25 protein-coding genes are annotated in these 22228 nt (G+C 58.9%); 15 read left to right on the forward strand and 10 right to left on the reverse strand.

Annotated features, from left to right (window positions below):
• Positions 1-8 precede the first annotated feature (8 nt).
• Both DXT77_RS15335 and DXT77_RS15340 read left to right on the forward strand, forming a co-directional pair.
• Positions 9-1544 carry an EAL domain-containing protein gene (locus tag DXT77_RS15335; RefSeq protein WP_119428241.1) on the forward strand — a complete coding sequence of 512 codons (1536 nt, stop codon included), beginning with the start codon at positions 9-11 and terminating at the stop codon, positions 1542-1544.
• Between the two features lie 235 nt (positions 1545-1779).
• Positions 1780-2145, forward strand: a complete 366-nt coding sequence (locus DXT77_RS15340; RefSeq protein ID WP_064381416.1) for a histone-like nucleoid-structuring protein, MvaT/MvaU family — start codon at positions 1780-1782, stop codon at positions 2143-2145.
• A gap of 208 nt (positions 2146-2353) precedes the next feature.
• On the opposite strand, the gene DXT77_RS15345 is transcribed toward DXT77_RS15340, so the two are convergent.
• Positions 2354-2872 (reverse strand): DUF4946 domain-containing protein, encoded by a 519-nt coding sequence (locus DXT77_RS15345; RefSeq protein ID WP_119428242.1) that lies wholly within the window; start codon positions 2870-2872, stop codon positions 2354-2356.
• Positions 2873-3014: 142 nt separating this feature from the next.
• On the opposite strand from DXT77_RS15345, the gene gloA reads away from it, so the two are divergent.
• Positions 3015-3536, forward strand: a complete 522-nt coding sequence (gene gloA, locus DXT77_RS15350; protein ID WP_065260490.1) for a lactoylglutathione lyase — start codon at positions 3015-3017, stop codon at positions 3534-3536.
• A 54-nt stretch (positions 3537-3590) separates the two neighbouring features.
• Here gloA and ahpF read toward each other — a convergent pair whose 3' ends face one another.
• The 3 genes from ahpF to DXT77_RS15365 form a co-directional block, all read right to left on the reverse strand.
• Positions 3591-5153 (reverse strand): alkyl hydroperoxide reductase subunit F, encoded by a 1563-nt coding sequence (ahpF, locus tag DXT77_RS15355; RefSeq protein WP_119428243.1) that lies wholly within the window; start codon positions 5151-5153, stop codon positions 3591-3593.
• Between the two features lie 130 nt (positions 5154-5283).
• Positions 5284-5847, reverse strand: a complete 564-nt coding sequence (gene ahpC, locus DXT77_RS15360) for an alkyl hydroperoxide reductase subunit C (protein WP_003224621.1) — start codon at positions 5845-5847, stop codon at positions 5284-5286.
• A 136-nt stretch (positions 5848-5983) separates the two neighbouring features.
• On the reverse strand, positions 5984-6922 hold the full coding sequence (locus DXT77_RS15365) for a site-specific integrase (RefSeq protein WP_119428244.1): 939 nt from the start codon (positions 6920-6922) through the stop codon (positions 5984-5986).
• 177 nt (positions 6923-7099) lie between these two features.
• Here DXT77_RS15365 and DXT77_RS15370 point away from each other — a divergent pair, with 177 nt between their 5' ends.
• Positions 7100-8104: a DNA-binding protein gene (locus DXT77_RS15370; protein WP_119428245.1), complete on the forward strand. Its 1005-nt coding sequence runs from the start codon at positions 7100-7102 to the stop codon at positions 8102-8104.
• Here the strand turns inward: DXT77_RS15370 and gorA are convergent.
• Positions 8101-9459 carry a glutathione-disulfide reductase gene (gene gorA, locus DXT77_RS15375; RefSeq protein ID WP_119428246.1) on the reverse strand — a complete coding sequence of 453 codons (1359 nt, stop codon included), beginning with the start codon at positions 9457-9459 and terminating at the stop codon, positions 8101-8103. The genes DXT77_RS15370 and gorA overlap by 4 nt on opposite strands.
• Positions 9460-9588: 129 nt before the next feature.
• Positions 9589-10428, reverse strand: coding sequence for a UTP--glucose-1-phosphate uridylyltransferase GalU (gene galU / locus DXT77_RS15380; RefSeq protein ID WP_119428247.1), 840 nt, complete (start codon positions 10426-10428; stop codon positions 9589-9591).
• Between the two features lie 247 nt (positions 10429-10675).
• Between galU and DXT77_RS15385 the strand changes: the two genes are divergently transcribed.
• Together DXT77_RS15385 and DXT77_RS15390 are read left to right on the forward strand one after the other, a co-directional pair.
• Positions 10676-10864 (forward strand): hypothetical protein, encoded by a 189-nt coding sequence (locus tag DXT77_RS15385; protein WP_096821531.1) that lies wholly within the window; start codon positions 10676-10678, stop codon positions 10862-10864.
• A 138-nt stretch (positions 10865-11002) separates the two neighbouring features.
• Positions 11003-11299: a hypothetical protein gene (locus tag DXT77_RS15390; RefSeq protein ID WP_119428248.1), complete on the forward strand. Its 297-nt coding sequence runs from the start codon at positions 11003-11005 to the stop codon at positions 11297-11299.
• Positions 11300-11302: 3 nt separating this feature from the next.
• Here the strand turns inward: DXT77_RS15390 and DXT77_RS15395 are convergent, their stop codons facing one another.
• Both DXT77_RS15395 and DXT77_RS15400 read right to left on the reverse strand, forming a co-directional pair.
• Entirely contained in the window at positions 11303-11533 is a 231-nt protein-coding gene (locus DXT77_RS15395; RefSeq protein WP_119428249.1) for a hypothetical protein, read from the reverse strand.
• Positions 11534-11605: 72 nt separating this feature from the next.
• Positions 11606-11962, reverse strand: a complete 357-nt coding sequence (locus tag DXT77_RS15400; RefSeq protein ID WP_119428250.1) for a hypothetical protein — start codon at positions 11960-11962, stop codon at positions 11606-11608.
• Positions 11963-12174: 212 nt separating this feature from the next.
• Between DXT77_RS15400 and DXT77_RS15405 the strand changes: the two genes are divergently transcribed.
• From DXT77_RS15405 to ada, 5 genes are all read left to right on the forward strand, one after another.
• On the forward strand, positions 12175-12477 hold the full coding sequence (locus DXT77_RS15405) for a DUF1883 domain-containing protein (protein ID WP_119428251.1): 303 nt from the start codon (positions 12175-12177) through the stop codon (positions 12475-12477).
• A gap of 28 nt (positions 12478-12505) precedes the next feature.
• Complete coding sequence (locus tag DXT77_RS29815) at positions 12506-12682, forward strand: hypothetical protein (RefSeq protein ID WP_158593095.1); 177 nt, start codon at positions 12506-12508, stop codon at positions 12680-12682.
• Positions 12683-12774: 92 nt separating this feature from the next.
• Positions 12775-13488 carry a 2OG-Fe(II) oxygenase gene (locus tag DXT77_RS15410; RefSeq protein WP_119428252.1) on the forward strand — a complete coding sequence of 238 codons (714 nt, stop codon included), beginning with the start codon at positions 12775-12777 and terminating at the stop codon, positions 13486-13488.
• 5 nt (positions 13489-13493) lie between these two features.
• Positions 13494-14150 carry a DNA oxidative demethylase AlkB gene (alkB, locus tag DXT77_RS15415; RefSeq protein WP_119428391.1) on the forward strand — a complete coding sequence of 219 codons (657 nt, stop codon included), beginning with the start codon at positions 13494-13496 and terminating at the stop codon, positions 14148-14150.
• 88 nt (positions 14151-14238) lie between these two features.
• Positions 14239-15306, forward strand: a complete 1068-nt coding sequence (gene ada, locus DXT77_RS15420) for a bifunctional DNA-binding transcriptional regulator/O6-methylguanine-DNA methyltransferase Ada (RefSeq protein WP_119428253.1) — start codon at positions 14239-14241, stop codon at positions 15304-15306.
• On the opposite strand, the gene DXT77_RS15425 is transcribed toward ada, so the two are convergent.
• Positions 15303-15761: a GyrI-like domain-containing protein gene (locus tag DXT77_RS15425; protein ID WP_119428254.1), complete on the reverse strand. Its 459-nt coding sequence runs from the start codon at positions 15759-15761 to the stop codon at positions 15303-15305. The two genes, ada and DXT77_RS15425, sit on opposite strands and share 4 nt — an antisense overlap.
• A gap of 60 nt (positions 15762-15821) precedes the next feature.
• Positions 15822-16805, reverse strand: a complete 984-nt coding sequence (locus DXT77_RS15430; RefSeq protein ID WP_119428255.1) for an MDR family oxidoreductase — start codon at positions 16803-16805, stop codon at positions 15822-15824.
• Positions 16806-16984: 179 nt separating this feature from the next.
• On the opposite strand from DXT77_RS15430, the gene DXT77_RS15435 reads away from it, so the two are divergent.
• From DXT77_RS15435 to modB, 4 genes are all read left to right on the forward strand, one after another.
• Positions 16985-19432, forward strand: coding sequence for an autotransporter (locus DXT77_RS15435; protein ID WP_119428256.1), 2448 nt, complete (start codon positions 16985-16987; stop codon positions 19430-19432).
• Between the two features lie 108 nt (positions 19433-19540).
• Entirely contained in the window at positions 19541-20602 is a 1062-nt protein-coding gene (locus DXT77_RS15440) for a nitronate monooxygenase family protein (RefSeq protein ID WP_119428257.1), read from the forward strand.
• 176 nt (positions 20603-20778) lie between these two features.
• Complete coding sequence (modA, locus tag DXT77_RS15445) at positions 20779-21546, forward strand: molybdate ABC transporter substrate-binding protein (RefSeq protein ID WP_119428258.1); 768 nt, start codon at positions 20779-20781, stop codon at positions 21544-21546.
• Positions 21547-22227, forward strand: coding sequence for a molybdate ABC transporter permease subunit (gene modB, locus DXT77_RS15450; RefSeq protein ID WP_114883353.1), 681 nt, complete (start codon positions 21547-21549; stop codon positions 22225-22227).
• Position 22228 lies beyond the last annotated feature (1 nt).

The raw sequence follows: 22228 nt of genomic DNA on the forward strand, positions 1-22228 counted from the left end.
ATGCGCCCATGCCTCTGACCGTCAGGCCCCGCCGCAAACGCAGCACCCGAATCATCGTGACGCTGCTGTGCGGTTTGCTGCCGATCATCATCGGCACTGTCATTCTGCATATGCAGGCCGAGCGCACGCTGGAGCAGAGCTCCCGGCAAACCGCCGAGGAAGCCTTGCGCCAGTTCGACCTGATGCTCGACAACACCGCCCAGTCCGCCCGGGAACTGCTGCCGCTGGCGGGCCAGACCTGCGAGGACGTCAAACTGGCCCTGCGTGAACAAGTCACCCGCCGCCCGTTCGTGCGTTCGACCAATCTGGTGTGGGACAACAACCTCTATTGCAGTTCGTTGTTCGGCGACTTCAAGGAAGCCGTCAATCCGGGGGACTACACCCAAGGCAAGTTATGGCTCATGAACGGCAACCCGGTTACGCCTGATACGGCGTTGCTGGTGTATCGACTGAGCGATGGCCGGGGCGGTGCGCTGACGACGCTGGACGGCTACCACCTGAGCAATATCCTGCGCCTGATCGGCCGACAGACATTGTTATTGCTACAAGTGGGCAATAACTGGCTTTCTGCCGACGGCAAAGTGCATCAAGGCCCCCTCCCCGAGTTGCCGGTGGCCCAGAGCATGTTGAACTCTCCGCACTATGCCTACACGGTGAGCGCAGGATTCCCCGAAGGTGAAGTCTGGAACTACATGAGCGACGAATATCCGCCGTTGTTCAGCCTGTTGATTTTCTTTGGCGCGGTATCCGGGGCGATCGGTTACATCGTGCAGAACCGCGCAACATCCCCCAGTCACGAAATGCTGCGCGCTCTGGAAGCCGGAGAATTCATTCCCTACTTCCAACCGGTGGTCTACGGCGACAGCAAACGCTGGTCGGGCTGCGAAGTGCTGATGCGCTGGAACCATCCCAAGGAGGGCCTGGTGCGTCCGGATCTGTTCATACCGTTCGCGGAACATTCCGGGCTGATCGTACCGATGACCCGTTCATTGATGCAGCAGACCGCTGTGGTGCTCGGCCCCCTGTCTGCTTCCTTCGAGGCCCCGTTCCACATCGGCATCAACATTACGGCCAGTCACTGCCACGATCTGGAGTTGCTGGAAGACTGCCGCGAGTTTCTGGCGGCATTCGCCCCCGGCAGCATCAGCCTGGTCCTGGAGTTGACGGAGCGGGAGTTGATCGAGCCCACCGACATCACCCATCAGCTGTTTGCACAACTGCGGGCCATGGGTGTGAAGATCGCGATCGACGACTTCGGCACCGGTCATTCGAGCCTGGGCTATTTGAGAACATTCAATGTCGATTTCCTGAAGATCGACCAGACATTCGTCGCCATGATTGATAAGGACGCCCTGTCCCGACACATTCTGGACAGCATCATCGAACTCTCCGCCAAACTGGATCTGGGCATTGTGGCCGAAGGCGTGGAAACACAGGCCCAGGCCGATTATCTGGCCACGCATCACGTCAACTTTCTGCAAGGCTATCTGTTTGGCAAACCCATGCCGGCCACAGACTTCATCGATGCATTAACTCACCATTAACTAAACGCGATAAAACCGACGGGCTCAGACCGTTCGCACCAAATTGATACAAGACATCACTGTTTTTACATAAAGAAAACGTCAGGATTTACTCTTGACGCATTAACTACTACAATTTTTCTTACCTGTTGCTAGATTGGCAGGTGAGCCACTATCACCGAGTCGCTTCAAGGCTCTTGGCTTATAGCTTTGTTTGCGGTTGGTATCAGCCAAACACACTATTGGAGTAAAGATATTGTCCAGACTCGCTGAATTTCGTGCAGCTGAAAAGGCCCTTCAGGAACAGCTCAAGCAGCTGGAATCGCTGAAGAACGATGCCGGGCTCAAGAAAGAAATCGAATTCGAAGAAAAGCTCCAGGGGCTGATGAAAACCTACGGCAAAGGCCTGAAAGACATCATCGCCATCCTCGATCCGAACCCGGCCAAATCCGGTCTGCAACTGACCGCAGCACCTAAAACCCGCCGCGCTCGCGTGGTCAAGGTCTATCAGAACCCACACACCGGCGAGCTGATCGAGACCAAGGGTGGCAACCATCGCGGCCTGAAAGCCTGGAAGGAACAATACGGTGCAGCCACCGTTGATTCCTGGTTGCGCGGTTAATCCCCCGCAAACATAAAAGCCCTGCAGATGCAGGGCTTTTTTTTGGACAATATCTAACAAATGCAACAATTTCCCGTCTCGAAAGTTCATAGCCAAACAGCCTCTTGCACTGGAACTATGCTTCCGGATGTTGCGCCTTCGCAGGGCGAGCAACTTTGTATTTAATCACTTCAGGTATCTAACGGGCTGAGGAGCACCGAACAGCTGACTAAAATTTCAAGCTGTTTCTCGCCGCCACTATTTCATCAGCGCTGGCCTTGTAAACCTCGGCTTGCCCGGCATACGAAAGTACATAGGCCTTGTCTGCCTCTACTGCAGCCACCAATGTTTGTGACAGCACATGACGGCCATTTTCGGTGACTGTACAAGTGGTCTCGAGCGCCGCGAGTGGGCCAAGTGTGCTCGAATGAACCTTGTTACAGACACTCTGATAACCGCCCTGGAAAAAGTCCTTCTGCACCGACTTGCGCATCTCCAGCAACACGCCTTGCAGATTGACCTGATGACCCGTTTCCACACGCGTCATCGTCAACTCCATCACCATCACCTGATTGCCATCGGCATCGGTCTTCACCGCACGCTGACGGGAAACTTCCGGCGTGGTTTCGGGCAGCGCTTCGACTTGCCAGCCCGCAGGCCAGGTAATGCTCGGCGCATCAGCGCAGGCCGAAGCGGCGATGAGGGACAAGCCGAAGAAAACGAACAGCGATTTGAACGGTCGGATCATTACCAGAGGCACTCGCGGATTGAGCTGCAAAGTCTGAGGCTCGCCCGCTTGCAGGGCAAGCCCGCGCTTTCGGTTTGGCGATGCCGCAAGGCATGCGTATCATTGCGCCCATTCACTCGCCCCAATTTGTTACGGAGGGCCCATGAGCCTGCAAGAACTGAACACCTTCCCTGGCGTCACCGCCACCCCGGACAGCGCAACCCGCAACTTCGTGTTCAACCACACCATGCTGCGCGTCAAGGACATCACCAAGTCGCTGGATTTCTACACCCGCGTACTGGGTTTCTCGCTGGTTGAAAAACGCGATTTCCCGGAAGCGGAATTCAGCCTGTATTTCCTCGCCCTGGTCGACAAATCGCAGATCCCGGCCGATGCCGCTGCGCGCACCGAGTGGATGAAGTCGATTCCCGGCATCCTGGAACTGACCCACAATCACGGCACCGAAAACGACGCCGATTTCGCCTACCACAACGGCAACACCGACCCGCGCGGCTTCGGCCATATCTGCATTTCGGTGCCGGACATCGTCGCGGCTTGCGCACGCTTTGAAGAACTGGGCTGCGACTTCCAGAAACGCCTTACCGATGGCCGCATGAAGAGCCTGGCGTTCATCAAGGACCCGGATGGCTACTGGGTCGAGATCATTCAGCCGGCGCCGCTGTAAGGTATAAAAAAACCCCGTCATTGCTGATGGGGTTTTTCTTTTCCGGTCCGGGATTTACGCCGGGGCCGAAGTGCGGATCAAGTGATCGAAAGCGCTGAGGGAAGCCTTGGCGCCCTCGCCCACCGCAATCACGATCTGCTTGTACGGCACGGTAGTCACGTCACCGGCAGCAAAGATGCCGGGGATCGAGGTTTCACCCCGGTTGTCGACAATGATCTCGCCGCGCGGCGATAGCTCGATGGTGCCTTTGAGCCAATCGGTGTTAGGCAACAGACCGATCTGCACGAAGATCCCTTCCAGCTCGACCGTGCGCAGCTCGTCAGTGTTGCGATCCTTGTAGCGCAGGCCGTTGACCTTCTGCCCGTCGCCGGTGACTTCAGTGGTCAGCGCGCTGGTGATCACGGTTACGTTCGGCAGGCTGTGCAGCTTGCGTTGCAATACGGCGTCGGCACGCAGCTGCACATCAAATTCCAGCAGCGTTACGTGGGACACGATACCCGCCAGGTCGATGGCCGCTTCGACGCCGGAGTTACCGCCGCCAATTACCGCGACACGCTTGCCCTTGAACAGCGGGCCGTCGCAGTGCGGGCAGTACGCCACGCCTTTGTTGCGGTATTCCTGCTCGCCCGGCACGTTCATTTCACGCCACCGCGCGCCGGTCGCCAGAATCACGCTCTTGGCCTTGAGGGTCGCGCCGCTGGCGAAGTGGACTTCATGCAACTCGCCGTTTTTGCCCGGGATCAGCTTGTCGGCGCGTTGCAGGTTCATGATGTCGACGTCGTACTGCTTGACGTGTTCTTCCAGCGCGGTCGCCAGTTTCGGGCCTTCGGTTTCCTGCACGGAAATGAAGTTCTCGATAGCCATGGTGTCCAGTACCTGACCGCCGAAACGCTCAGCCGCAACACCGGTGCGAATGCCTTTACGTGCTGCATAAATAGCTGCCGAAGCACCGGCCGGACCACCGCCGACCACCAGTACATCAAAAGACTCTTTGGCGCTGATTTTCTCGGCCTGGCGCTCGATGGCACCGGTGTCGAGTTTGGCGAGGATTTCTTCCAGGCCCATGCGGCCCTGGCCGAAGTTTTCGCCGTTCAGGTAAATGCTCGGCACGGCCATGATCTTGCGATCGTTGACTTCGTCCTGGAACAGCGCGCCGTCGATGGCGACGTGGCGGATGTTCGGGTTCAGCACGGCCATCAGGTTCAACGCCTGGACCACGTCCGGGCAGTTCTGGCAGGACAGCGAGAAGTAAGTCTCAAAGTTGAACTCGCCCTTGAGCGAGCGGATCTGTTCGATCACTTCGACACTGGCCTTCGAAGGGTGGCCGCCGACTTGCAGCAGGGCCAGCACCAGCGAAGTGAATTCATGGCCCATCGGGATGCCGGCGAAACGCAGGCTGATATCGGCACCCGGGCGGCTGATCGAGAACGACGGTTTGCGTGCATCGTCGCCGCTGTCGATCAAGGTAATCTGGTGCGAAAGACTGGCAACGTCTTTCAGCAGGTCGAGCATTTCACGGGATTTCGCACCGTCGTCGAGAGAAGCAACGATCTCGATCGGCTGGGTGACCCGTTCCAGGTACGATTTCAACTGGGCTTTAAGATTGGCGTCCAACATACGGGCGATCTCCTGACTTTATTTGAGGCGAAAAAAAGCCCGAGCGAATCTCGCCCGGGCTTTTCTATTGGGCGGTGCAGCTTACTGAGGTAGGTGCGGAGTTCCGCCCTGTGTTGCGTGTCTCACAGACTCAGATCTTGCCGACCAGGTCCAGGGACGGAGCCAGAGTGGCCTCGCCTTCTTTCCACTTGGCCGGGCAAACTTCGCCTGGGTGAGCAGCGACATACTGAGCAGCCTTGATTTTGCGCAGCAGCTCGGAAGCGTCACGGCCAACGCCGCCATCGTTCAGTTCAACGATTTTGATCTGGCCTTCAGGGTTGATCACGAAGGTGCCACGATCCGCCAGGCCAGCTTCTTCGATCAGCACGTCGAAGTTGCGGGAGATGACGTGGGTCGGGTCGCCGATCATGGTGTATTCGATTTTGCCGATGGCTGGCGAAGTGTTGTGCCAGGCAGCGTGGGCAAAGTGGGTGTCGGTGGAAACGCTGTAGATTTCTACGCCCAGTTTCTGGAAGGCTGCGTAGTTGTCGGCAAGGTCTTCCAGCTCGGTCGGGCAAACGAAGGTGAAGTCGGCCGGGTAGAAGAACACTACGGACCATTTGCCTTTCAAGTCAGCGTCCGAGACTTGTACGAAGTCGCCGTTTTTGAACGCGGTAGCTTTGAACGGTTTTACTTGGCTGTTGATGATAGGCATTGATGACTCTCCGTCAGGGTTGTGAATTCGATGGGTGAATCCTACCCACTCACTCGACGGATGGCTCATTGGCAAACCTGATGCTGCTGATTTGTTTTCGCTATTAGCTGACTGTATTAATAGAAGAAAACGATATCTACGACGACAACGGCTTATCCGTAATCCGGGCCATCCCGTGAAAGGGGCTCGCTTCAACATAGCGCATGGCGGACTTCATATCCTTCCAGCCCACGTAACTCATCAGCGACTTGAGATCCCACCCACTCTGATGAGCCCAGGTGGCAAAACCACGGCGCAACGAGTGGCTGGTATAGCGCTCGGCGGAGATCCCGGCGCGTTCCAGGGCCTGACGCAGCAGCGGAATCACACTGTTGGCGTGCAAGCCCTCCTCGCTCAGATTGCCCCAGCGGTCGACAGCACGAAACACCGGGCCGCGCACGAGCGCCGCTTCGGTGATCCAGTCGATATAGGCCTGCACCGGGCATAGTTTCAGCAACGCCGGGGCCTGATAGGTCTGTCCGAGGTTCTCCCGGTCGCCCTTACTGCGTGGCAGGTAAAGGGTGATGCCGCTACCAGCGTGAGCCTGAACATGCTCGATCTGCACCCTGCACAACTCGTCACTGCGAAAGCCCCGCCAGAAGCCCAGGAGAATCAGCGCGCGGTCCCGACAGGCTCTGAGCAGCAACGGCCGATCCTGTTTTTCTCGAGCCTCTTTCATTTCCTGCTCAAGCCAGGCAACGGTCTGCTCAAGATCCTGCAGCTGTAACGGCTCTGCCTGTTTTTCCTGCGCGGGATGCAGCGCACGGATGCCCTTGAACACTTTGCGCACCACCGGCGTCTTGGTCGGATCGGCGAACCCCTGACTGTTATGCCACTGCGCCAGTGCCGACAGGCGCAGCTTCAGCGTATTGACCGACAGCACGCCCGCGTGAGCCACCAGATAGCGCGCGACGCTGTCCGCCGTCGCCGGCAGAAACCCGCCCCATACCGTTTCAAAATGCTCGACGGCCGCACGATAGCTGCGGCGGGTGTTGTCACGGGTGGCGGCTTGCAGATAGCGATCGATATCGCTCATGGGCTGGTTTCTCGCAGGCGTACTGATTTGAAGAATGAAAAGCGGATTTTGACGCTTCACATTGGGTAATACCAGTATATCCCGCCCGTTCATCTTGAAACATTTAACTTTATTTTCAGCATGGTACACTGCGCACCTTAGTGGCATGTACCACAGTACGTAATCGTAGGAGCACATATGGCCCGTGGCGGCGTTAACAAAGCAGTAGTCCAGATCGCGCGCTCAGCGATCCTCGCCCGTGGCGAACACCCAAGCATCGACGCGGTACGCATCGAGCTGGGAAATACCGGGTCGAAAACCACAATTCATCGCTATCTGAAGGAGCTGGATGACGGCAGCCAGCCGGCGGATCCTTCGGCAGAACCCATTGATGACGAGCTCCTGGCGCTCGTCACGCGCCTGGCACAACGTCTGAAAGAACAGGCGCAGGAGCCGATCGATCAGGCACGCGAACAGTACGAGCAACAACGCCAGGCGCTGGAAACGGAGCTGAATCAGCTGCGCCAGGACCATGCGCAACTGGAGAAGAAGCACGACATCCAGGGCGCAGCGCTAGCGAAAGAATCCGAAGCCTTGGGCGACACCCGCTCGATGCTGCAGACCGAACAGACACGCAATGCCGGCCTGAATCAGGCGCTGGCAGATTTCGAATTGCGCTTGCAGGACAAGGACGAGCAGATCCGCTCGCTGGAAGAAAAACACCTGCATGCCCGAGACGCGCTTGAGCACTACCGTAATGCCGTCAAGGAACAGCGCGAACAGGAACAGAGCCGTCACGAAAGTCAGGTTCAACAATTGCAGATGGAGTTGCGTCAGGCGCAGCAAAGTGCGCTGGTTCGTCAGGACGAAATCACTCAATTGCACCGTGACAACGAACGCCTGCTGACCGAAAACCGTGGCACGCTGCGTGAACTTAGCCTGCTGCAGGATCAGCTCAAGCACAGCAATCAGCGTCAGGATCAATTGCTGGAGCAAGCGACGCGCGTCGACAGCGAGCGCACCCTCCTTCAGGAACGCTTGCGCATGGCGCTACTGGAAAGTCAGACACTCAAGCAGAACGTCGACGAGCAGTTGCAGCTCAATCAGTCATTGGAGAAGGAATTGACCAAGGCGCAAGACAGCCTGCGCCTGGCCACTACCGTTGCGGCAGCGCCAGACACAGCAGAACCGAAAAAGACTTAAGCGCCGACCGGCGTACGCATGGTGACAAACTCTTCGGCCGCCGTCGGGTGCACCCCGATGGTGTCGTCGAAGTCACGCTTGGTGGCGCCAGCCTTCAGCGCGATGGCCAGGCCCTGCACGATCTCGCCGGCATCCGGCCCGACCATGTGGCAGCCCAGCACCTTGTCGGTTTTGCCATCAACCACCAGCTTCATCAGCGTGCGCTCCTGGCATTCGGTCAGGGTCAGCTTCATCGGACGGAAGCGGCTTTCGAAGATCACCACATCGTGACCCGCTTCACGCGCTTCTTCTTCGGTCAGACCGACGGTGCCAATGTTCGGCAGACTGAACACCGCCGTCGGGATCATCTTGTAATCCACCGGCCGGTATTGCTCCGGTTTGAACAGACGTCGCGCCACCGCCATGCCTTCCGCCAGCGCCACCGGCGTCAGTTGAACGCGGCCGATGACATCGCCCAGCGCAAGAATTGACGGCTCGGTGGTCTGGTATTGCTCATCGACCTTGATGAAACCTTTGTCGTCGAGCTGTACACCGGTATTTTCCAGCCCGAGATTGTCCAGCATCGGGCGCCGGCCAGTGGCGTAGAACACGCAATCTGCTTCCAGTACGCGACCATCCTTGAGGGTTGCCTTCAGACTGCCATCGGCTTGCTTGTCGATCCGCTCGATATCGGCATTGAACTGCAGATCCATGCCGCGCTTGGTCAGCTCTTCCTGCAGGTGTTTGCGCACCGAGCCGTCGAAGCCACGCAGGAACAGATCGCCGCGATACAGCAACGTGGTATCCGCCCCCAGACCATGGAAGATGCCGGCAAATTCGACGGCGATATAACCACCACCAACGACCAGAACGCGCTTGGGCAGCTCTTTCAGGAAAAACGCCTGATTGGAACTGATGGCATGCTCATGCCCCGGGATTTCCGGAATCTGCGGCCAGCCGCCCGTGGCGACCAGAATGTTTTTTGCGGTGTAGCGCTCGCCGTTGACCTCCACTTCATGGGGGCCAACGATCTTCGCGTGCGCTTCGTGCAGGGTCACGCCACTGTTGACCAGCAGATTGCGATAGATGCCGTTGAGGCGATTGATCTCGCGGTCCTTGTTGGCGATCAGGGTCGCCCAATCAAAGTCCGCTTCGCCCAGGTTCCAGCCGAAACCGGACGACTGCTCAAAGTCTTCGGCAAAATGCGCACCGTACACCAGCAGCTTCTTCGGCACGCAGCCGACATTGACGCAGGTGCCACCCAGATATCGGCTCTCGGCCACCGCCACTTTCGCACCGAAACCGGCAGCAAAACGCGCAGCCCGTACACCGCCGGAACCGGCACCAATCACATAAAGGTCAAAATCGTAGGCCATTTCTTTCTCCTCGGCAGGCGATCAGCATACCCGCCGTCGTCCTTTGGGCAAGCACTCCTGCCGATATAGGGGCGGAAAATGAAAAAGCCACCCGAAGGTGGCTTTTTCGTACAGGCAGAACAGGCGCTATCAGTAGGCCTTGCCGGTCTTGTAGAAGTTTTCGAAGCAGAAGTTGGTTGCCTCGATGTAACCCTCGGCACCACCGCAGTCGAAACGCTTGCCCTTGAACTTGTAGGCCATCACGCAGCCGTTCTGGGCCTGCTTCATCAGGGCGTCGGTGATCTGGATTTCACCACCCTTTCCTGGCTCGGTCTGTTCGATCAGGTCGAAGATGTCCGGGGTCAGGATGTAACGACCGATGATCGCCAGGTTCGACGGCGCGTCTTCCGGCTTTGGCTTCTCGACCATGCTGTGTACGCGGTAGATGTCGTCACGGATCATCTCGCCGGCGATAACGCCGTACTTGCTGGTCTCTGCCGGATCGACTTCCTGAATGGCAATGATCGAGCAGCGGAACTGCTTGTACAGCTTGACCATCTGGGTCAGTACGCCGTCGCCTTCAAGGTTGACGCACAGGTCGTCCGCCAGCACCACGGCAAACGGCTCATCGCCGATCAGCGGACGACCGGTCAGGATCGCGTGACCCAGGCCTTTCATTTCAGTCTGACGAGTGTAGGAGAACGAGCACTCGTCCAACAGCTTGCGGATACCAACCAGGTATTTTTCCTTGTCGGTGCCCTTGATCTGGTTTTCCAGCTCGTAGCTGATGTCGAAGTGGTCTTCCAGGGCGCGCTTGCCACGGCCGGTCACGATGGAGATTTCGTTCAGGCCAGCATCCAGAGCTTCTTCGACGCCGTACTGGATCAGTGGCTTGTTTACCACCGGCAGCATTTCTTTGGGCATGGCCTTAGTCGCTGGGAGGAAGCGAGTACCGTAACCGGCTGCTGGGAACAAGCATTTCTTGATCATATAAGTCCTTGAAAGGGCTGTGTGTACGAGTTTCGGCGCAGTCTAATCAGGCGGCGTGCACCTTACAATGCCCCGCACTGGCTAACCGATGTCAACATAGAGAAATATTCTGGCGGATAGTTCAATCCGCACGCAGAAGCTGCGCATTCAGCGTAGCCCAAAGATTCAGGAACACCGCATCGACCCGCGCCTGCTGGCCCGTTTCCCGTTATCATGATGCCTTTGAACCAGCCAACGAGGCCGCTAGATGTCCGCAGCAAAAATCATCAACGGGTACACCGTCGCCAAGGCAAAAGATGGCCAGTGGCATATCACCGCCGCCAACGGCGAAGATGTGTCCGGTCCATTGCCCACTGAAGCGATGGCGATTGAAGTAGCCGCGGTGCTTGATTACACGCCTCCTGCACCGAAGCGTCGCGGCAAGGATCAGGACTGATCGGCGACCACAAATCCCGGCCCTGCCACTGCGCAGGGCTTTTTTTGCCCGCACACAAAGATGTGGCCAATCGCTATAACCTTTTCGCACCGGCGCTGTCATAGCGTCTAGCCCTCTCCTTCCGAAGACGACATCGCCATGAACACCCGTACCCTGCACCGCATGCTGCCACTGATTGCGCTTCTGGCCCTGGCCGGCTGCGCCACGTCCGAAACGACTTATCTGAACAACGGCGAACAAGGCCTGAGCATTGACTGCTCCGGCGAGGCGAACTCCTGGGCCAGTTGCTATGAAAAGGCCGATGCCTCCTGCGCCGGAACCGGCTATCGCATCATTGGGACGGAAGGTACGCCTGCGCCGAAGGAAAGCGACAAGACACTGGGTGTCGACGTCGGCAATTACAAGACTCGCAGCGTCGTGGTGGTCTGCAAGTAAGTTTTACATGTGGATTTCGGCGAACTTGATCCCCAGCCCGCGAACGACCTCAATCAGGTCATCCAGACGGCCAAATGATTCGACTTCGTCGTTTTCATCCACCAGAAAATAACTGCGCCCGGCGCTTTTCTTGAAAAACACGATCCACTCACCCGGATTCGCCGGGTTCTGAATCACATGTGTGGTCGCAATCAGCCCTTCTTTATGGCGCTCGCGCACCTGCTCCCGCTTCATGCACATCTCCAGAAATGAGAATGCCGCCCAGACATGACCTGGGCGGCATCGATACTGACAAGTGACAGTTTATCAGCCGGAAATGCACGCCTCAGCAGCATTGCGGACATCCCGAGGACGAATGGGCACATTGGACATGCGCTCGTGCAACTTGATGCTGCTACCACCCGAGCGATCCTCGATGTCAAATACCGCCGCCGGGCCTGAAGACAACTTCCGCGGCACGATCACCCGAACCCCGTCCTTGTGCGGCTCCATTTGCAGGGCGCCGCGGCTTTGCGCCAGCTTGTCGGCCAGGCACTGTGCGTATTCGTGGGGTTTCTTGCCGGAAATGACGTTCATGGTCGGCAATGTCTCGTTAATCTCCGAAACGCTTGCACAACCACCCATCGCCAATGCCAACGGCACAATGACCACACCCCACTTCATACAAAATCTCCTATAAAGACCGTCGGACAGCACGAATGCCAATTTTCTCCGAGGCTCATTGCATTTAACGCACATGGAATCGCGAATAACTGTTTTTAATTGTCAAAGCAGCGCCCGACGGCCGGATAATAACCTGTCCGGACTGATAAACTGCCGCCAATCGACCTTGCTATCGTTTTGATTTTGTAGAAAAAGCCCTTCTGGAGGCGCCCATGAAATTTATTCACCAGCGCGAGCACCTCAACGAAGACGACATTGTCGTCATCCAATGCTCGCAGACCTGCAACATCCGCCTGATGAACGACGCCAACTTCCGCAGCTTCAAGAACGGCGGCCGTCACACCTATCACGGCGGCGCATTCGACACCTTCCCGGCCCGCATCACGGCGCCGAGCACCGGTTTCTGGAACATCACAATCGACACGGTCAGCCGCCGTGCCATCAGCGTGACCCGCAAGCCGAACCTGACGCACTCGATCAAGATCATCCGTCGTTCCAGCTCGAAACTCAGCTGATCGGCCCTCTCAACGCATACAGGTAAGCATGACCGTGGCTCAAACGACCAAATACGTCATCAAGTACAAACTCAACGGCGAGCGCCGCTTCGAATTCGCCCAGCTGGAAAACGGCACGCCGGAAGAAGCCAAAGCTGCACTGGATGCCCTGCACGGCCAGAGCGGCGATGTGATCAGCGATATCAGCGTCAGCAAAGCCTTGTAAGACACGGGTGACAATTCGACCGCAAGCGCCGGAGTGTTCCGGCCTCGCGGACTGCCTAGACTGATCGCCTGGACGTGAACCAAGGAATCAGCATGCCGATGTCACCCGAATCGCCCCTCGATACGCTCGACTGGGTCGCACTGGAACAGCAGCTGGATCAGGACGGCTGCACCGTTATCCGCTCGTTGTTGCGCCCGGAAACCTGCGAGCGACTGAGTGCGCTTTACCCGCAAAACGAACCGTTCCGCTCGCAAGTCATCATGGCCCGTCACGGGTTCGGGCGCGGCGAGTACAAATATCTGCGCTATCCGCTACCGCCGCTGGTGGAGCGCCTGCGCAGTACACTTTATCCACGACTTGTTCCCCTGGCCAACCGCTGGCACGAACGAATGGGTTTGCCGCAACGATTTCCACCCCTGCACAGCGAATTTCTCGCGCGCTGTCACGCCGCCGGTCAACTGCGGCCTACCCCGCTCTTGCTGCAATACGGCCCACAGGACTACAACTGTCTGCACCAGGACTTGTACGGCGAACACGTCTTTCCACTGCAAGTGGCGATTCTTCTGTCAGAGCCTGGCGAAGATTTCAGCGGCGGAGAATTCGTCCTGACCGAGCAACGTCCAAGAATGCAGTCTCGGCCGCTGGTGATGGACCTGAGAAAAGGTGACGCCTTGATCTTTGCCGTCAACCAGCGCCCGGTCAAAGGCGCACGCGGCGATTATCGGGTCACCCTGCGCCACGGTGTGAGTCGCCTGCACAGCGGAAAACGGCATACTCTGGGCATCATCTTCCACGACGCAACTTGACCATCATGCACAGTAATTTCGACCTCTTCGCCGACACCGAGCAGCCACACCGCTCCGAGCAGATTGGAGAACAATCGTGGGTCTTGCGTGGCTTTGCACTGTCCCGTGTCGAGCAATTGCTGCCGGCGCTGGAATCGGTCATCGAACGTGCCCCGTTGCGGCACATGATGACGCCCGGCGGCTTCAGCATGTCCGTTGCCACCAGCAGCTGCGGCGCTTTGGGCTGGATCACCGATCGCAGCGGTTACCGCTACTCGGCCGAAGATCCAGTCAGCCACCAACCCTGGCCGCAGATGCCTGAAGTCTTTCGCGAACTGGCCCAGGCAGCGGCAAAGCAAGTCGGATTTTCCGACTTCATACCGGATTCCTGCCTGATCAACCGCTATGTCCCTGGCGCGAAAATGTCTTTGCATCAGGACAAAGACGAACACTCCTACGCCGCACCTATCGTGTCCCTGTCATTGGGCTTGCCCGCCATGTTCCTGTTCGGCGGCTTCGCGCGCAGCGACAAGAGTCAGCGGATATCGCTGTTGCACGGTGACATGGTGGTCTGGGGCGGCGTCGACCGGCTGCGCTACCACGGCATCCTGCCGATCAAGTACGGCCGGCATCCGCAACTGGGCGAACAGCGATTCAACCTGACATTTCGCACCGCTGGATAACCTCACGGAATTTGACCGCAAGGGCCGGAGTGTTACGGTTGGCGGCACTGGTTAACCTGAAATTCAACAGGTCAACGGACTCTCCATCATGAAAACGCTTTCGACCCCTCTGAACACTCAAGACGATCCACGCTGGGCCGCTGTCGTCGCCCGCGACCCACGTGCGGACGGCCAATTTGTCTATGCCGTGAAGACCACCGGCATCTATTGCCGCCCGAGCAGCCTGGCGCGCCTGCCGAAGCCGCAGAATGTCGAATTCTTCGACACCGCCGAAGAAGCCGAAGCGGCGGGATATCGCCCCAGCAAACGGGCGAGCAAGGACCAGAGCGACGTGGCCGCGCAACATGCCGCGACCGTAGCTGCGGCCTGCCGGCAGATCGAAAGCGCCGAAACCCTGCCGGCACTCAACGAACTGGCCGAAGCCGCCGGCCTTAGCGCCTTCCATTTTCATCGGATCTTCAAAGCCGCCACCGGCCTGACACCCAAAGGTTATGCTGCTGCACACCGTTCCCGCAGAGTGCGGCAACGTCTGGCGGATGGCGACTCGGTGACCGATGCGCTGTACGACGCCGGTTTCAACTCCAACAGCCGCTTCTACGAATCCGCAGACCAGTTGCTGGGCATGAAACCCGGCGACTTCCGGGCCGCCGGGCAAAACAACGACGTTCGTTTTGCGGTGGGCCAATGTTCGCTCGGCGCCATTCTGGTGGCCCAGAGTGACCGGGGGATCTGCGCGATTCTGTTGGGGGATGATCCTCATCAACTGGTCTGTGACCTGCAGGATCAGTTTCGCCGGGCAAACCTGATCGGGGCTGACGCCGAGTTCGAACAACTGATCGCCCATGTCGTCGGTTTCATCGAAGCACCGGCCATTGGCCTCGATCTGCCACTGGATGTGCGGGGCACCGCGTTTCAGGAGCGGGTCTGGCGGGCACTGCGCGAAATTCCGGTTGGCAGCACCGCCAGTTACGCCGACATCGCCCAACGCATCGGTTCACCCAAAGCGGTTCGGGCGGTGGCCCAGGCTTGCGGCGCCAACAGCCTTGCGGTGGCAATCCCTTGCCACCGCGTGGTGCGCAGCGACGGCAATCTCTCAGGCTATCGCTGGGGCGTGGAACGCAAGCGTGAGTTGTTGTCCCGGGAAACTCAGCTTTAACGAATGCCGATGTAGATGGCTATCGACTCGGGGCCAAGGTAGGCCTCGAAGTCGGTGGCGTAACGGCGCTGGATCTGCGGATTGGCTTCGAAGTGTTTCCAGATCCAGCCCCAGGTGGCGATGACGGCGTCCGGCAATGCGCCCTGCCCCTGAAACACCAGATACTCGCCGCTCTCGATCCGGATTATTTCGAAATCGCTTTGCGGATCAACGACAGCAACGCCGGCGGTCACATCGAAGGCACCCGAAGCATCCGACTCATAGGCCGAGTACACCCCGTAAATCGGCGACTCGGTCAGTTTGCCGGGAATGACCTGCGCCAGATTCCTGCCGAAGAACTCCCCCCACATCGGACCGATTTTCGCGGTCTCGGCCTTGTGTTCTGCGGCATTGGTGGTTCGAACGCGCAAGCCTGAAACCGTGAACGACTCAACGTGCTGTTGTTGTAAATCCATCGAAGTGCCACTCCCTTTTTTGAAGTGCGGCCCGGCAGGTCCGCGATGGCGCTTAATGTGTCAGCGATTGACGTCCACGACAACCCGTCCACGCAACTGTCCGGCGAGCAATTTCGGAGCAGCTTCGATCGCTTCGCTGAGGCCGATTTCGTGGCTGATCAGGGGCAACAGGGCGAAATCCAGATCCTTGGCCAGACGCGCCCAGGCTTCGATTCGACGGGCCTTGGGCTGGGTCACGCTGTTGATGCCGGCCAGCGTCACGCCACGCAAGATGAACGGGGCCACCGACGCCGGGAAATCCATACCCTGAGCCAGACCGCATGCCGCAACGGTGCCTTCGGTGCGGGTGCTGGCGCACGCGTTGGCCAATGTGTGGCTGCCAACCGAATCGATCACCGCAGCCCAGCGCTCCTTCGCCAAGGGTTTGCCCGGCTCGGACAAGGTCGTGCGATCGATGATTTCGCTGGCGCCCAGTTGCTGCAGGTATTCATGCTCCGACACCCGCCCGGTGGACGCCACCACGCGATAGCCAAGCTTGTGCAGCAAGGCAACGGCAAAGCTGCCGACCCCGCCATTGGCGCCGGTGACCAGCACTTCGCCCTGCTCTGGCGTCACGCCATTGCGCTCCAGCGCCATGATGCACAGCATCGCCGTGTACCCCGCCGTACCAATGGCCATGGCTTGCGCGGCAGTGAAGGCTTTTGGCAGCGGAATCAGCCAGTCGCCGTTGAGCCGCGCCTTCTGGGCCAGACCGCCCCAGTGGTTTTCACCCACGCCCCAGCCGTTGAGCAGCACCTGATCGCCAGCCTTATAGTCGGGATGCGTACTGACTTCGACCGTACCCGCCAGATCGATTCCCGGCACCATCGGAAACTTGCGCACCACAGGGCTGCTGCCAGTAATCGCCAGCCCGTCCTTGAAGTTGAGCGTGCTGTACGCGACGCGCACCGTCACATCGCCTTCAGGCAACTGCTGCTCGTCGATTGTCTGCAGGCTGGCGCGATAACCGCTGTCGTCTTTGTCGATCAAAATGCCGTTGAACATGACTGCCTCTCAGGGGAAGGATTCAGGGGATCGTGGCATTCAAATAGCACACTGCAACATTTTGCCCCACTCGACTTTCCGCCAATCGCGGAAGCCGGCGGGTGATTCCAGATCGGGCGACTATGCTTTTTCGACTGCTTCCGTTTATCCCCGAGAAGCCTTTGTCGATGGAGCTGACAATGTCCCGCGCCCGCCCTTTTCTTGCCTGGCTGATGCTCTGTCTGTTGGCATTCAACAGCGCGTGGGCGGCGCCTGCGGCCAAGCCGGCAGAAGCCGCTGCCGTTGAGCCGACATGGCCGCAAGTCATCACCAGCGGCAAGTCGAAACTCACGGTGTACCAACCTCAGCTCGACAGCTGGGACGGCTACACCTTGCAGGCTCGCGCCGCTGTCGAGGCGACCGATGCCGACGGCAAGGCGACCTATGGCATCGTCCAGTTCAGCGCTCACACGCTGGTCGACAAGGCGACTCGCTGGGTCATGCTCGACCAGTACAAAATCATCAAGGCTGATTTTCCTGCCGATGCCAGCCAGGCAGAGACGTGGATCACGACACTGCAAAACGATGCGGCCAAGCGCAAGAAAACCATCTCCCTGGATCAATTGGAGGCTGCCGTTGGCGTACTGGCCGCCGAACAGAAAGCCGACTCGGCGCCACTGGAAAACACGCCACCGACCATCATCAGCTCTGACGTGCCGGCCATGCTCGTCTATATCGACGGTGACGCCGCGTATCGCCCGGTGGACGGCACCGGATTGCAACGGGTCATCAACACCCGCCCTCTGCTGCTCAAGGATGCCCAGGGCAAGCATTATCTGCACGTGTTCGACGGCTGGATGGTTGCCGATCAATTGGCGGGGCCGTACACCCTGCTGTCCTCGCCTCCGGCGGATCTGGAGAAGGCCAAAAAGGCCGCGATCGAGAGCCGGCAAGTGGATCTGCTTACCGGGCAAAGCGATCCGAAGGACAAGGTACCGAGTCTGGCCAAGCCGCCGCAGCCGAAGATCTTTGTTGCCACAGCCCCGACCGAACTGATCGTCACCGATGGTGCGCCGCAGTGGCTGCCGATCCAAGGCACGCAATTGCTGTATGTCAGCAACACCACCGGCCACATCTTCAAGGAAATCGGCGACCAGAGCAGTTATGTGCTGATCTCCGGCCGCTGGTTCCGTGCGGCTGACATGAACGGCCCCTGGACATTTACCCCGGCGGACAAGCTGCCGGCCGACTTCGCCAACATCCCTGACGATAGTCCGAAGGAGAACGTCAAAGCTTCGGTGGCCGGAACGCCGCAGGCCAAGGAAGCGGCCATTGCCGCCACGATCCCGCAGACGTCGGCGATCAAGAAAAGCGCGGTCAAAATGACTGCCCCGCAATTCGATGGTGACCCTCAACTCAAAGCCATCAGCGGGACACCGCTTCAGTATGTGATCAACAGCGCGACGCCAATCATCCGGGTCGATGAAAACAGTTGGTATGCAGTGGAGAACGGCATCTGGTTCGTCGCAACCGCAGTGACCGGGCCTTGGACCGTAGCCAGTTCGGTGCCAGCGGTGATTTATTCGATTCCGCCGAACTCGCCGATGCATTACCTCACCTGCGTCAAAGTCTATGAATCCAGTGGTGACACGGTCGTTGTCGGCTATACCCCGGGTTATCAAGGCTCGACACTGGATCCAGCGACCGGCGTCGTGGTCTACGGCACAGGCTATCCGTACACACCCTGGGTCGGCACTGTCTGGTACGGGCCGCCAGTGACTTACGGTTTTGGCGTCGCCATTCGCTACACGCCGTGGACAGGCTGGACCTTCGGTTTCGGCTTCGGCTGGAGTTGGGGCGGCAGCACTGCCGCCATGGGTTGGGGCTGGGGCGCCTATCCATGGTGGGGCAATTACGGCTGGGGTTACGCGTGGGGGCCACACCTGTATCCGGCGCCGTTGGCCTGGGGAGGCGCAGCCTACGGATATCACGGCGGCGCCGTGGCCTGGAACCCCGGCGGCTGGGCCGGCACCACCGGCAACATCTATCGGCAATGGGGCGACCGGGCGACGGTCAGCCGCTATGGCGCGGGCTACAACGCCTGGACCGGCAACCGCTGGGCCGGTCAGGTCGGTTCGTCCTATAACTCACGGACCGGGATCGCGACGGCTGGCCAGCGCGGTGCGGTACACAACGTCTACACCGGCAACTATGCAGCCGGCCGCAATGGAGAAGTGGTCGGGCCCAATGGTGGTGCAATTGCCGGAGGTCGGGTAACGGCCGGCAATGTTCGCAATGGCACGCAGGTTACGGCCAATCGTGGCGCCGTCTACAACCCGAACACCGGAAACACTACGCAATACGGCGGGATTCACGGGCGCAACAGCGGTGCCGCGCGAGTTGGCGACAACATTTACGCCGGGCATGACGGCAACGTCTACAAGAAAACCGATGATGGCTGGCAGTCGATGGTCAAGGGAGGCGCGACACGAGCACCGATCAACAACAATGCTCAGTTGCAGAACCTCAACCGCGATTCGGCGGCGCGTAACGTTGGCAATCAACGGCTGAACAACTTCCACAACTCTTCGCAGTTCATGAACCATTCATTCGGTGGAGGCGGTGGTGGCGGTTTTCATCGACGCTGAACCGAATCCCGCGAGATCACAAATCTTGGCTGGCCCTGAACCCGGTTTTGCTGGTAAAAAAACCGGCTTCAGCCTCTCTGCCCTGCTTTGTCCTTCGGAGCCTTTTCCATGAACCAATGGCCAGATACGCGCATTCTTGACCTGCTCGGCATCGAACTGCCGATTATCCAGGGCCCGATGGCCGGTGCCACCAACTCGTCAATGGTCATTGCGGTGTGCAACGCGGGCGGCCTGGGTTCGATGCCGGCGGCGATGCTGAGCATCGAGCAATTGCGCGAAGAACTGAAGGCCATCCGCCAGGGCACCGACAAACCGTTCAACGTCAATTTCTTCTGCCACCAGCCACCGGCCGCTGATGAACAGCGGGCACGGGACTGGAAGAATCTGCTGGAACCCTACTACCGCGAGCTGGGTGCCGATTTCGATGCTCCGACGCCAGTATCCAACCGTGCACCGTTTGATGCAGCCGCTTGCGAAGTGCTTGAAGAGTTTCGCCCGGAAGTGGTGAGTTTCCACTTCGGCCTGCCGGAAAAATCTCTGCTGGACCGGGTCAAGGCCACCGGCGCGAAAATCCTGTCATCGGCCACCAACGTCGATGAAGCCATCTGGCTGGAACAGAACGGTTGCGACGCAATCATCGCCATGGGCTATGAGGCCGGCGGGCACCGGGGCATGTTCCTCAGCGATGACCTGAGCAGCCAGGTCGGAACCTTTGCCCTCGTGCCGCAAATCGTCGACGCGGTCAAAGTGCCGGTGATTGCCGCCGGTGCCATCGCAGATGCACGCGGCGTCGCAGCGGCCTTCATGCTTGGCGCATCGGCCGTGCAGGTCGGCACGGCTTATCTGTTTACCCCGGAAGCCAAAGTCAGCGCCTCTCATCACAAGGCGCTGCGCACGGCAAAAGACAGTGAAACAGCGATCACCAACCTGTTCACCGGGCGCCCGGCACGGGGAATCCTGAATCGAGTGATGCGCGAAGTGGGACCGATATCGGCCAAGGCACCGGCGTTTCCGCTGGCCGGCGGTGCTCTGATGCCCTTGCGCGCCAAGGACGAGGCCGACTTCAGCAACCTCTGGGCTGGTCAGGCGTTTACGCTGGGCAAGGAGTTGAGCAGTGCCGAACTGACCCGGCAACTGGCCGAAGGAGCGCTCGCGAAACTGGCCCGGTAAAGGCATGGCAGGCTGAGGGACTTCCTGCCCTCACCTGCCCACCTGAAACCAGCACTTTCCGTTTGGAAGCATTTCGCTATATATTCAGCTATATAGCGATTCACCCCCTCGCATCGGCGCAGTCTCCCCCTCTAACAACAACTGCCCACTGCACCTGCCAACAACGGAGCTGTTACATGACCATTCGTGCCTCACGTTTTGCCCCTGCCTGCCTGGCCTCCCTGCTTGCGGTATTCGCCGTCGGCGCTGTTCAGGCGGATGAAGTGCAAGTTGCCGTCGCGGCCAACTTCACTGCACCGATCCAGGCAATCGCCGCCGATTTCGAAAAAGACACCGGGCACAAACTGGTCGCAGCCTACGGTGCCACCGGACAGTTCTACACCCAGATCAAGAACGGCGCGCCGTTCGAGGTATTCCTCTCCGCTGACGACACCACCCCTGAAAAACTGGAAAAGGAAGGCGACACCGTCAAAGGTTCGCGCTTCACCTACGCTATCGGCACCCTGGCGCTGTGGTCGGCCAAGGAAGGTTACGTCGATGCCAAAGGCGACGTCCTGAAGAAAAACGAATACCAGCACCTGTCCATCGCCAACCCGAAAGCCGCGCCTTATGGTCTGGCAGCCACCCAAGTGCTGGAAAAGCTGAAACTGACTGAAGCGACCAAAGCCAAGATCGTCGAAGGCCAGAACATCACCCAGGCCTACCAGTTCGTTTCCACCGGCAATGCCGAGCTGGGCTTCGTAGCGCTTTCGCAGATCTACAAGGACGGCAAAGTCAGCAGCGGTTCGGCCTGGATCGTTCCGGCGAGCATGCACGACCCGATCAAGCAGGACGCCGTCATCCTGAACAAAGGCAAGGACAACGCCGCCGCCAAGGCACTGGTTGACTACCTGAAAGGGCCGAAAGCCGCTGCGGTCATCAAGTCCTACGGTTATCAGCTGTAAATGTCGCTGACGAGTGCCGATTTCGCGGCGATCTGGCTGACCCTGAAACTGGCGTCCCTGACCACCGCAATCCTGCTGGTCATCGGCACTCCGATTGCCCTGTGGTTGTCGCGCAGCCGTTCCTGGCTGCGCGGCCCCATCGGGGCCATCGTCGCCCTGCCCCTGGTGTTGCCGCCGACTGTCATTGGTTTCTATCTGTTGCTGGTAATGGGGCCGAATGGCTTCCTGGGTCATTTCACCCAGTGGCTGGGGCTTGGCACGCTCACCTTCAGTTTTACCGGACTGGTCATCGGTTCGGTGCTCTATTCCATGCCTTTTGTGGTGCAGCCGTTGCAAAACGCCTTCTCCGCCATCGGCACTCGCCCACTGGAAGTGGCCGCGACTTTGCGCGCCAATCCCTGGGACACTTTTTTCAGCGTCATCCTGCCGCTCGCGCGCCCCGGTTTCGTTACTGCGGCGATTCTCGGTTTCGCCCATACGGTTGGCGAATTCGGCGTGGTGCTGATGATCGGCGGCAATATTCCCGACAAGACCCGGGTTGTCTCGGTGCAAATCTACGACCATGTCGAAGCCATGGAATATTCACAGGCCCATTGGCTCGCCGGGGCAATGCTGGTGTTTTCGTTCCTGGTGTTGCTGGCGCTTTATTCCAGCCGCAAGTCGCGCGCAGGCTGGAGTTGAT

Source organism: Pseudomonas sp. 91RF, from assembly GCF_003576265.1.
GTDB classification, from domain to species: Bacteria; Pseudomonadota; Gammaproteobacteria; order Pseudomonadales; family Pseudomonadaceae; genus Aquipseudomonas; species Aquipseudomonas kribbensis.

What these genes read in the sequence shown, in the direction of transcription:
- DXT77_RS15335 (WP_119428241.1), top strand. Translation starts at nt 9, where the DNA reads ATGCCTCTGACCGTCAGGCCCCGCCGCAAACGCAGCACCCGAATCATC.
- DXT77_RS15345 (WP_119428242.1), bottom strand. Translation starts at nt 2,872, where the DNA reads ATGATCCGACCGTTCAAATCGCTGTTCGTTTTCTTCGGCTTGTCCCTC.
- gloA (WP_065260490.1), top strand. Translation starts at nt 3,015, where the DNA reads ATGAGCCTGCAAGAACTGAACACCTTCCCTGGCGTCACCGCCACCCCG.
- ahpF (WP_119428243.1), bottom strand. Translation starts at nt 5,153, where the DNA reads ATGTTGGACGCCAATCTTAAAGCCCAGTTGAAATCGTACCTGGAACGG.
- ahpC (WP_003224621.1), bottom strand. Translation starts at nt 5,847, where the DNA reads ATGCCTATCATCAACAGCCAAGTAAAACCGTTCAAAGCTACCGCGTTC.
- DXT77_RS15365 (WP_119428244.1), bottom strand. Translation starts at nt 6,922, where the DNA reads ATGAGCGATATCGATCGCTATCTGCAAGCCGCCACCCGTGACAACACC.
- DXT77_RS15370 (WP_119428245.1), top strand. Translation starts at nt 7,100, where the DNA reads ATGGCCCGTGGCGGCGTTAACAAAGCAGTAGTCCAGATCGCGCGCTCA.
- gorA (WP_119428246.1), bottom strand. Translation starts at nt 9,459, where the DNA reads ATGGCCTACGATTTTGACCTTTATGTGATTGGTGCCGGTTCCGGCGGT.
- galU (WP_119428247.1), bottom strand. Translation starts at nt 10,428, where the DNA reads ATGATCAAGAAATGCTTGTTCCCAGCAGCCGGTTACGGTACTCGCTTC.
- DXT77_RS15385 (WP_096821531.1), top strand. Translation starts at nt 10,676, where the DNA reads ATGTCCGCAGCAAAAATCATCAACGGGTACACCGTCGCCAAGGCAAAA.
- DXT77_RS15390 (WP_119428248.1), top strand. Translation starts at nt 11,003, where the DNA reads ATGAACACCCGTACCCTGCACCGCATGCTGCCACTGATTGCGCTTCTG.
- DXT77_RS15395 (WP_119428249.1), bottom strand. Translation starts at nt 11,533, where the DNA reads ATGAAGCGGGAGCAGGTGCGCGAGCGCCATAAAGAAGGGCTGATTGCG.
- DXT77_RS15400 (WP_119428250.1), bottom strand. Translation starts at nt 11,962, where the DNA reads ATGAAGTGGGGTGTGGTCATTGTGCCGTTGGCATTGGCGATGGGTGGT.
- DXT77_RS15405 (WP_119428251.1), top strand. Translation starts at nt 12,175, where the DNA reads ATGAAATTTATTCACCAGCGCGAGCACCTCAACGAAGACGACATTGTC.
- DXT77_RS29815 (WP_158593095.1), top strand. Translation starts at nt 12,506, where the DNA reads ATGACCGTGGCTCAAACGACCAAATACGTCATCAAGTACAAACTCAAC.
- DXT77_RS15410 (WP_119428252.1), top strand. Translation starts at nt 12,775, where the DNA reads ATGCCGATGTCACCCGAATCGCCCCTCGATACGCTCGACTGGGTCGCA.
- alkB (WP_119428391.1), top strand. Translation starts at nt 13,494, where the DNA reads ATGCACAGTAATTTCGACCTCTTCGCCGACACCGAGCAGCCACACCGC.
- ada (WP_119428253.1), top strand. Translation starts at nt 14,239, where the DNA reads ATGAAAACGCTTTCGACCCCTCTGAACACTCAAGACGATCCACGCTGG.
- DXT77_RS15425 (WP_119428254.1), bottom strand. Translation starts at nt 15,761, where the DNA reads ATGGATTTACAACAACAGCACGTTGAGTCGTTCACGGTTTCAGGCTTG.
- DXT77_RS15430 (WP_119428255.1), bottom strand. Translation starts at nt 16,805, where the DNA reads ATGTTCAACGGCATTTTGATCGACAAAGACGACAGCGGTTATCGCGCC.
- DXT77_RS15435 (WP_119428256.1), top strand. Translation starts at nt 16,985, where the DNA reads ATGTCCCGCGCCCGCCCTTTTCTTGCCTGGCTGATGCTCTGTCTGTTG.
- DXT77_RS15440 (WP_119428257.1), top strand. Translation starts at nt 19,541, where the DNA reads ATGAACCAATGGCCAGATACGCGCATTCTTGACCTGCTCGGCATCGAA.
- modA (WP_119428258.1), top strand. Translation starts at nt 20,779, where the DNA reads ATGACCATTCGTGCCTCACGTTTTGCCCCTGCCTGCCTGGCCTCCCTG.
- modB (WP_114883353.1), top strand. Translation starts at nt 21,547, where the DNA reads ATGTCGCTGACGAGTGCCGATTTCGCGGCGATCTGGCTGACCCTGAAA.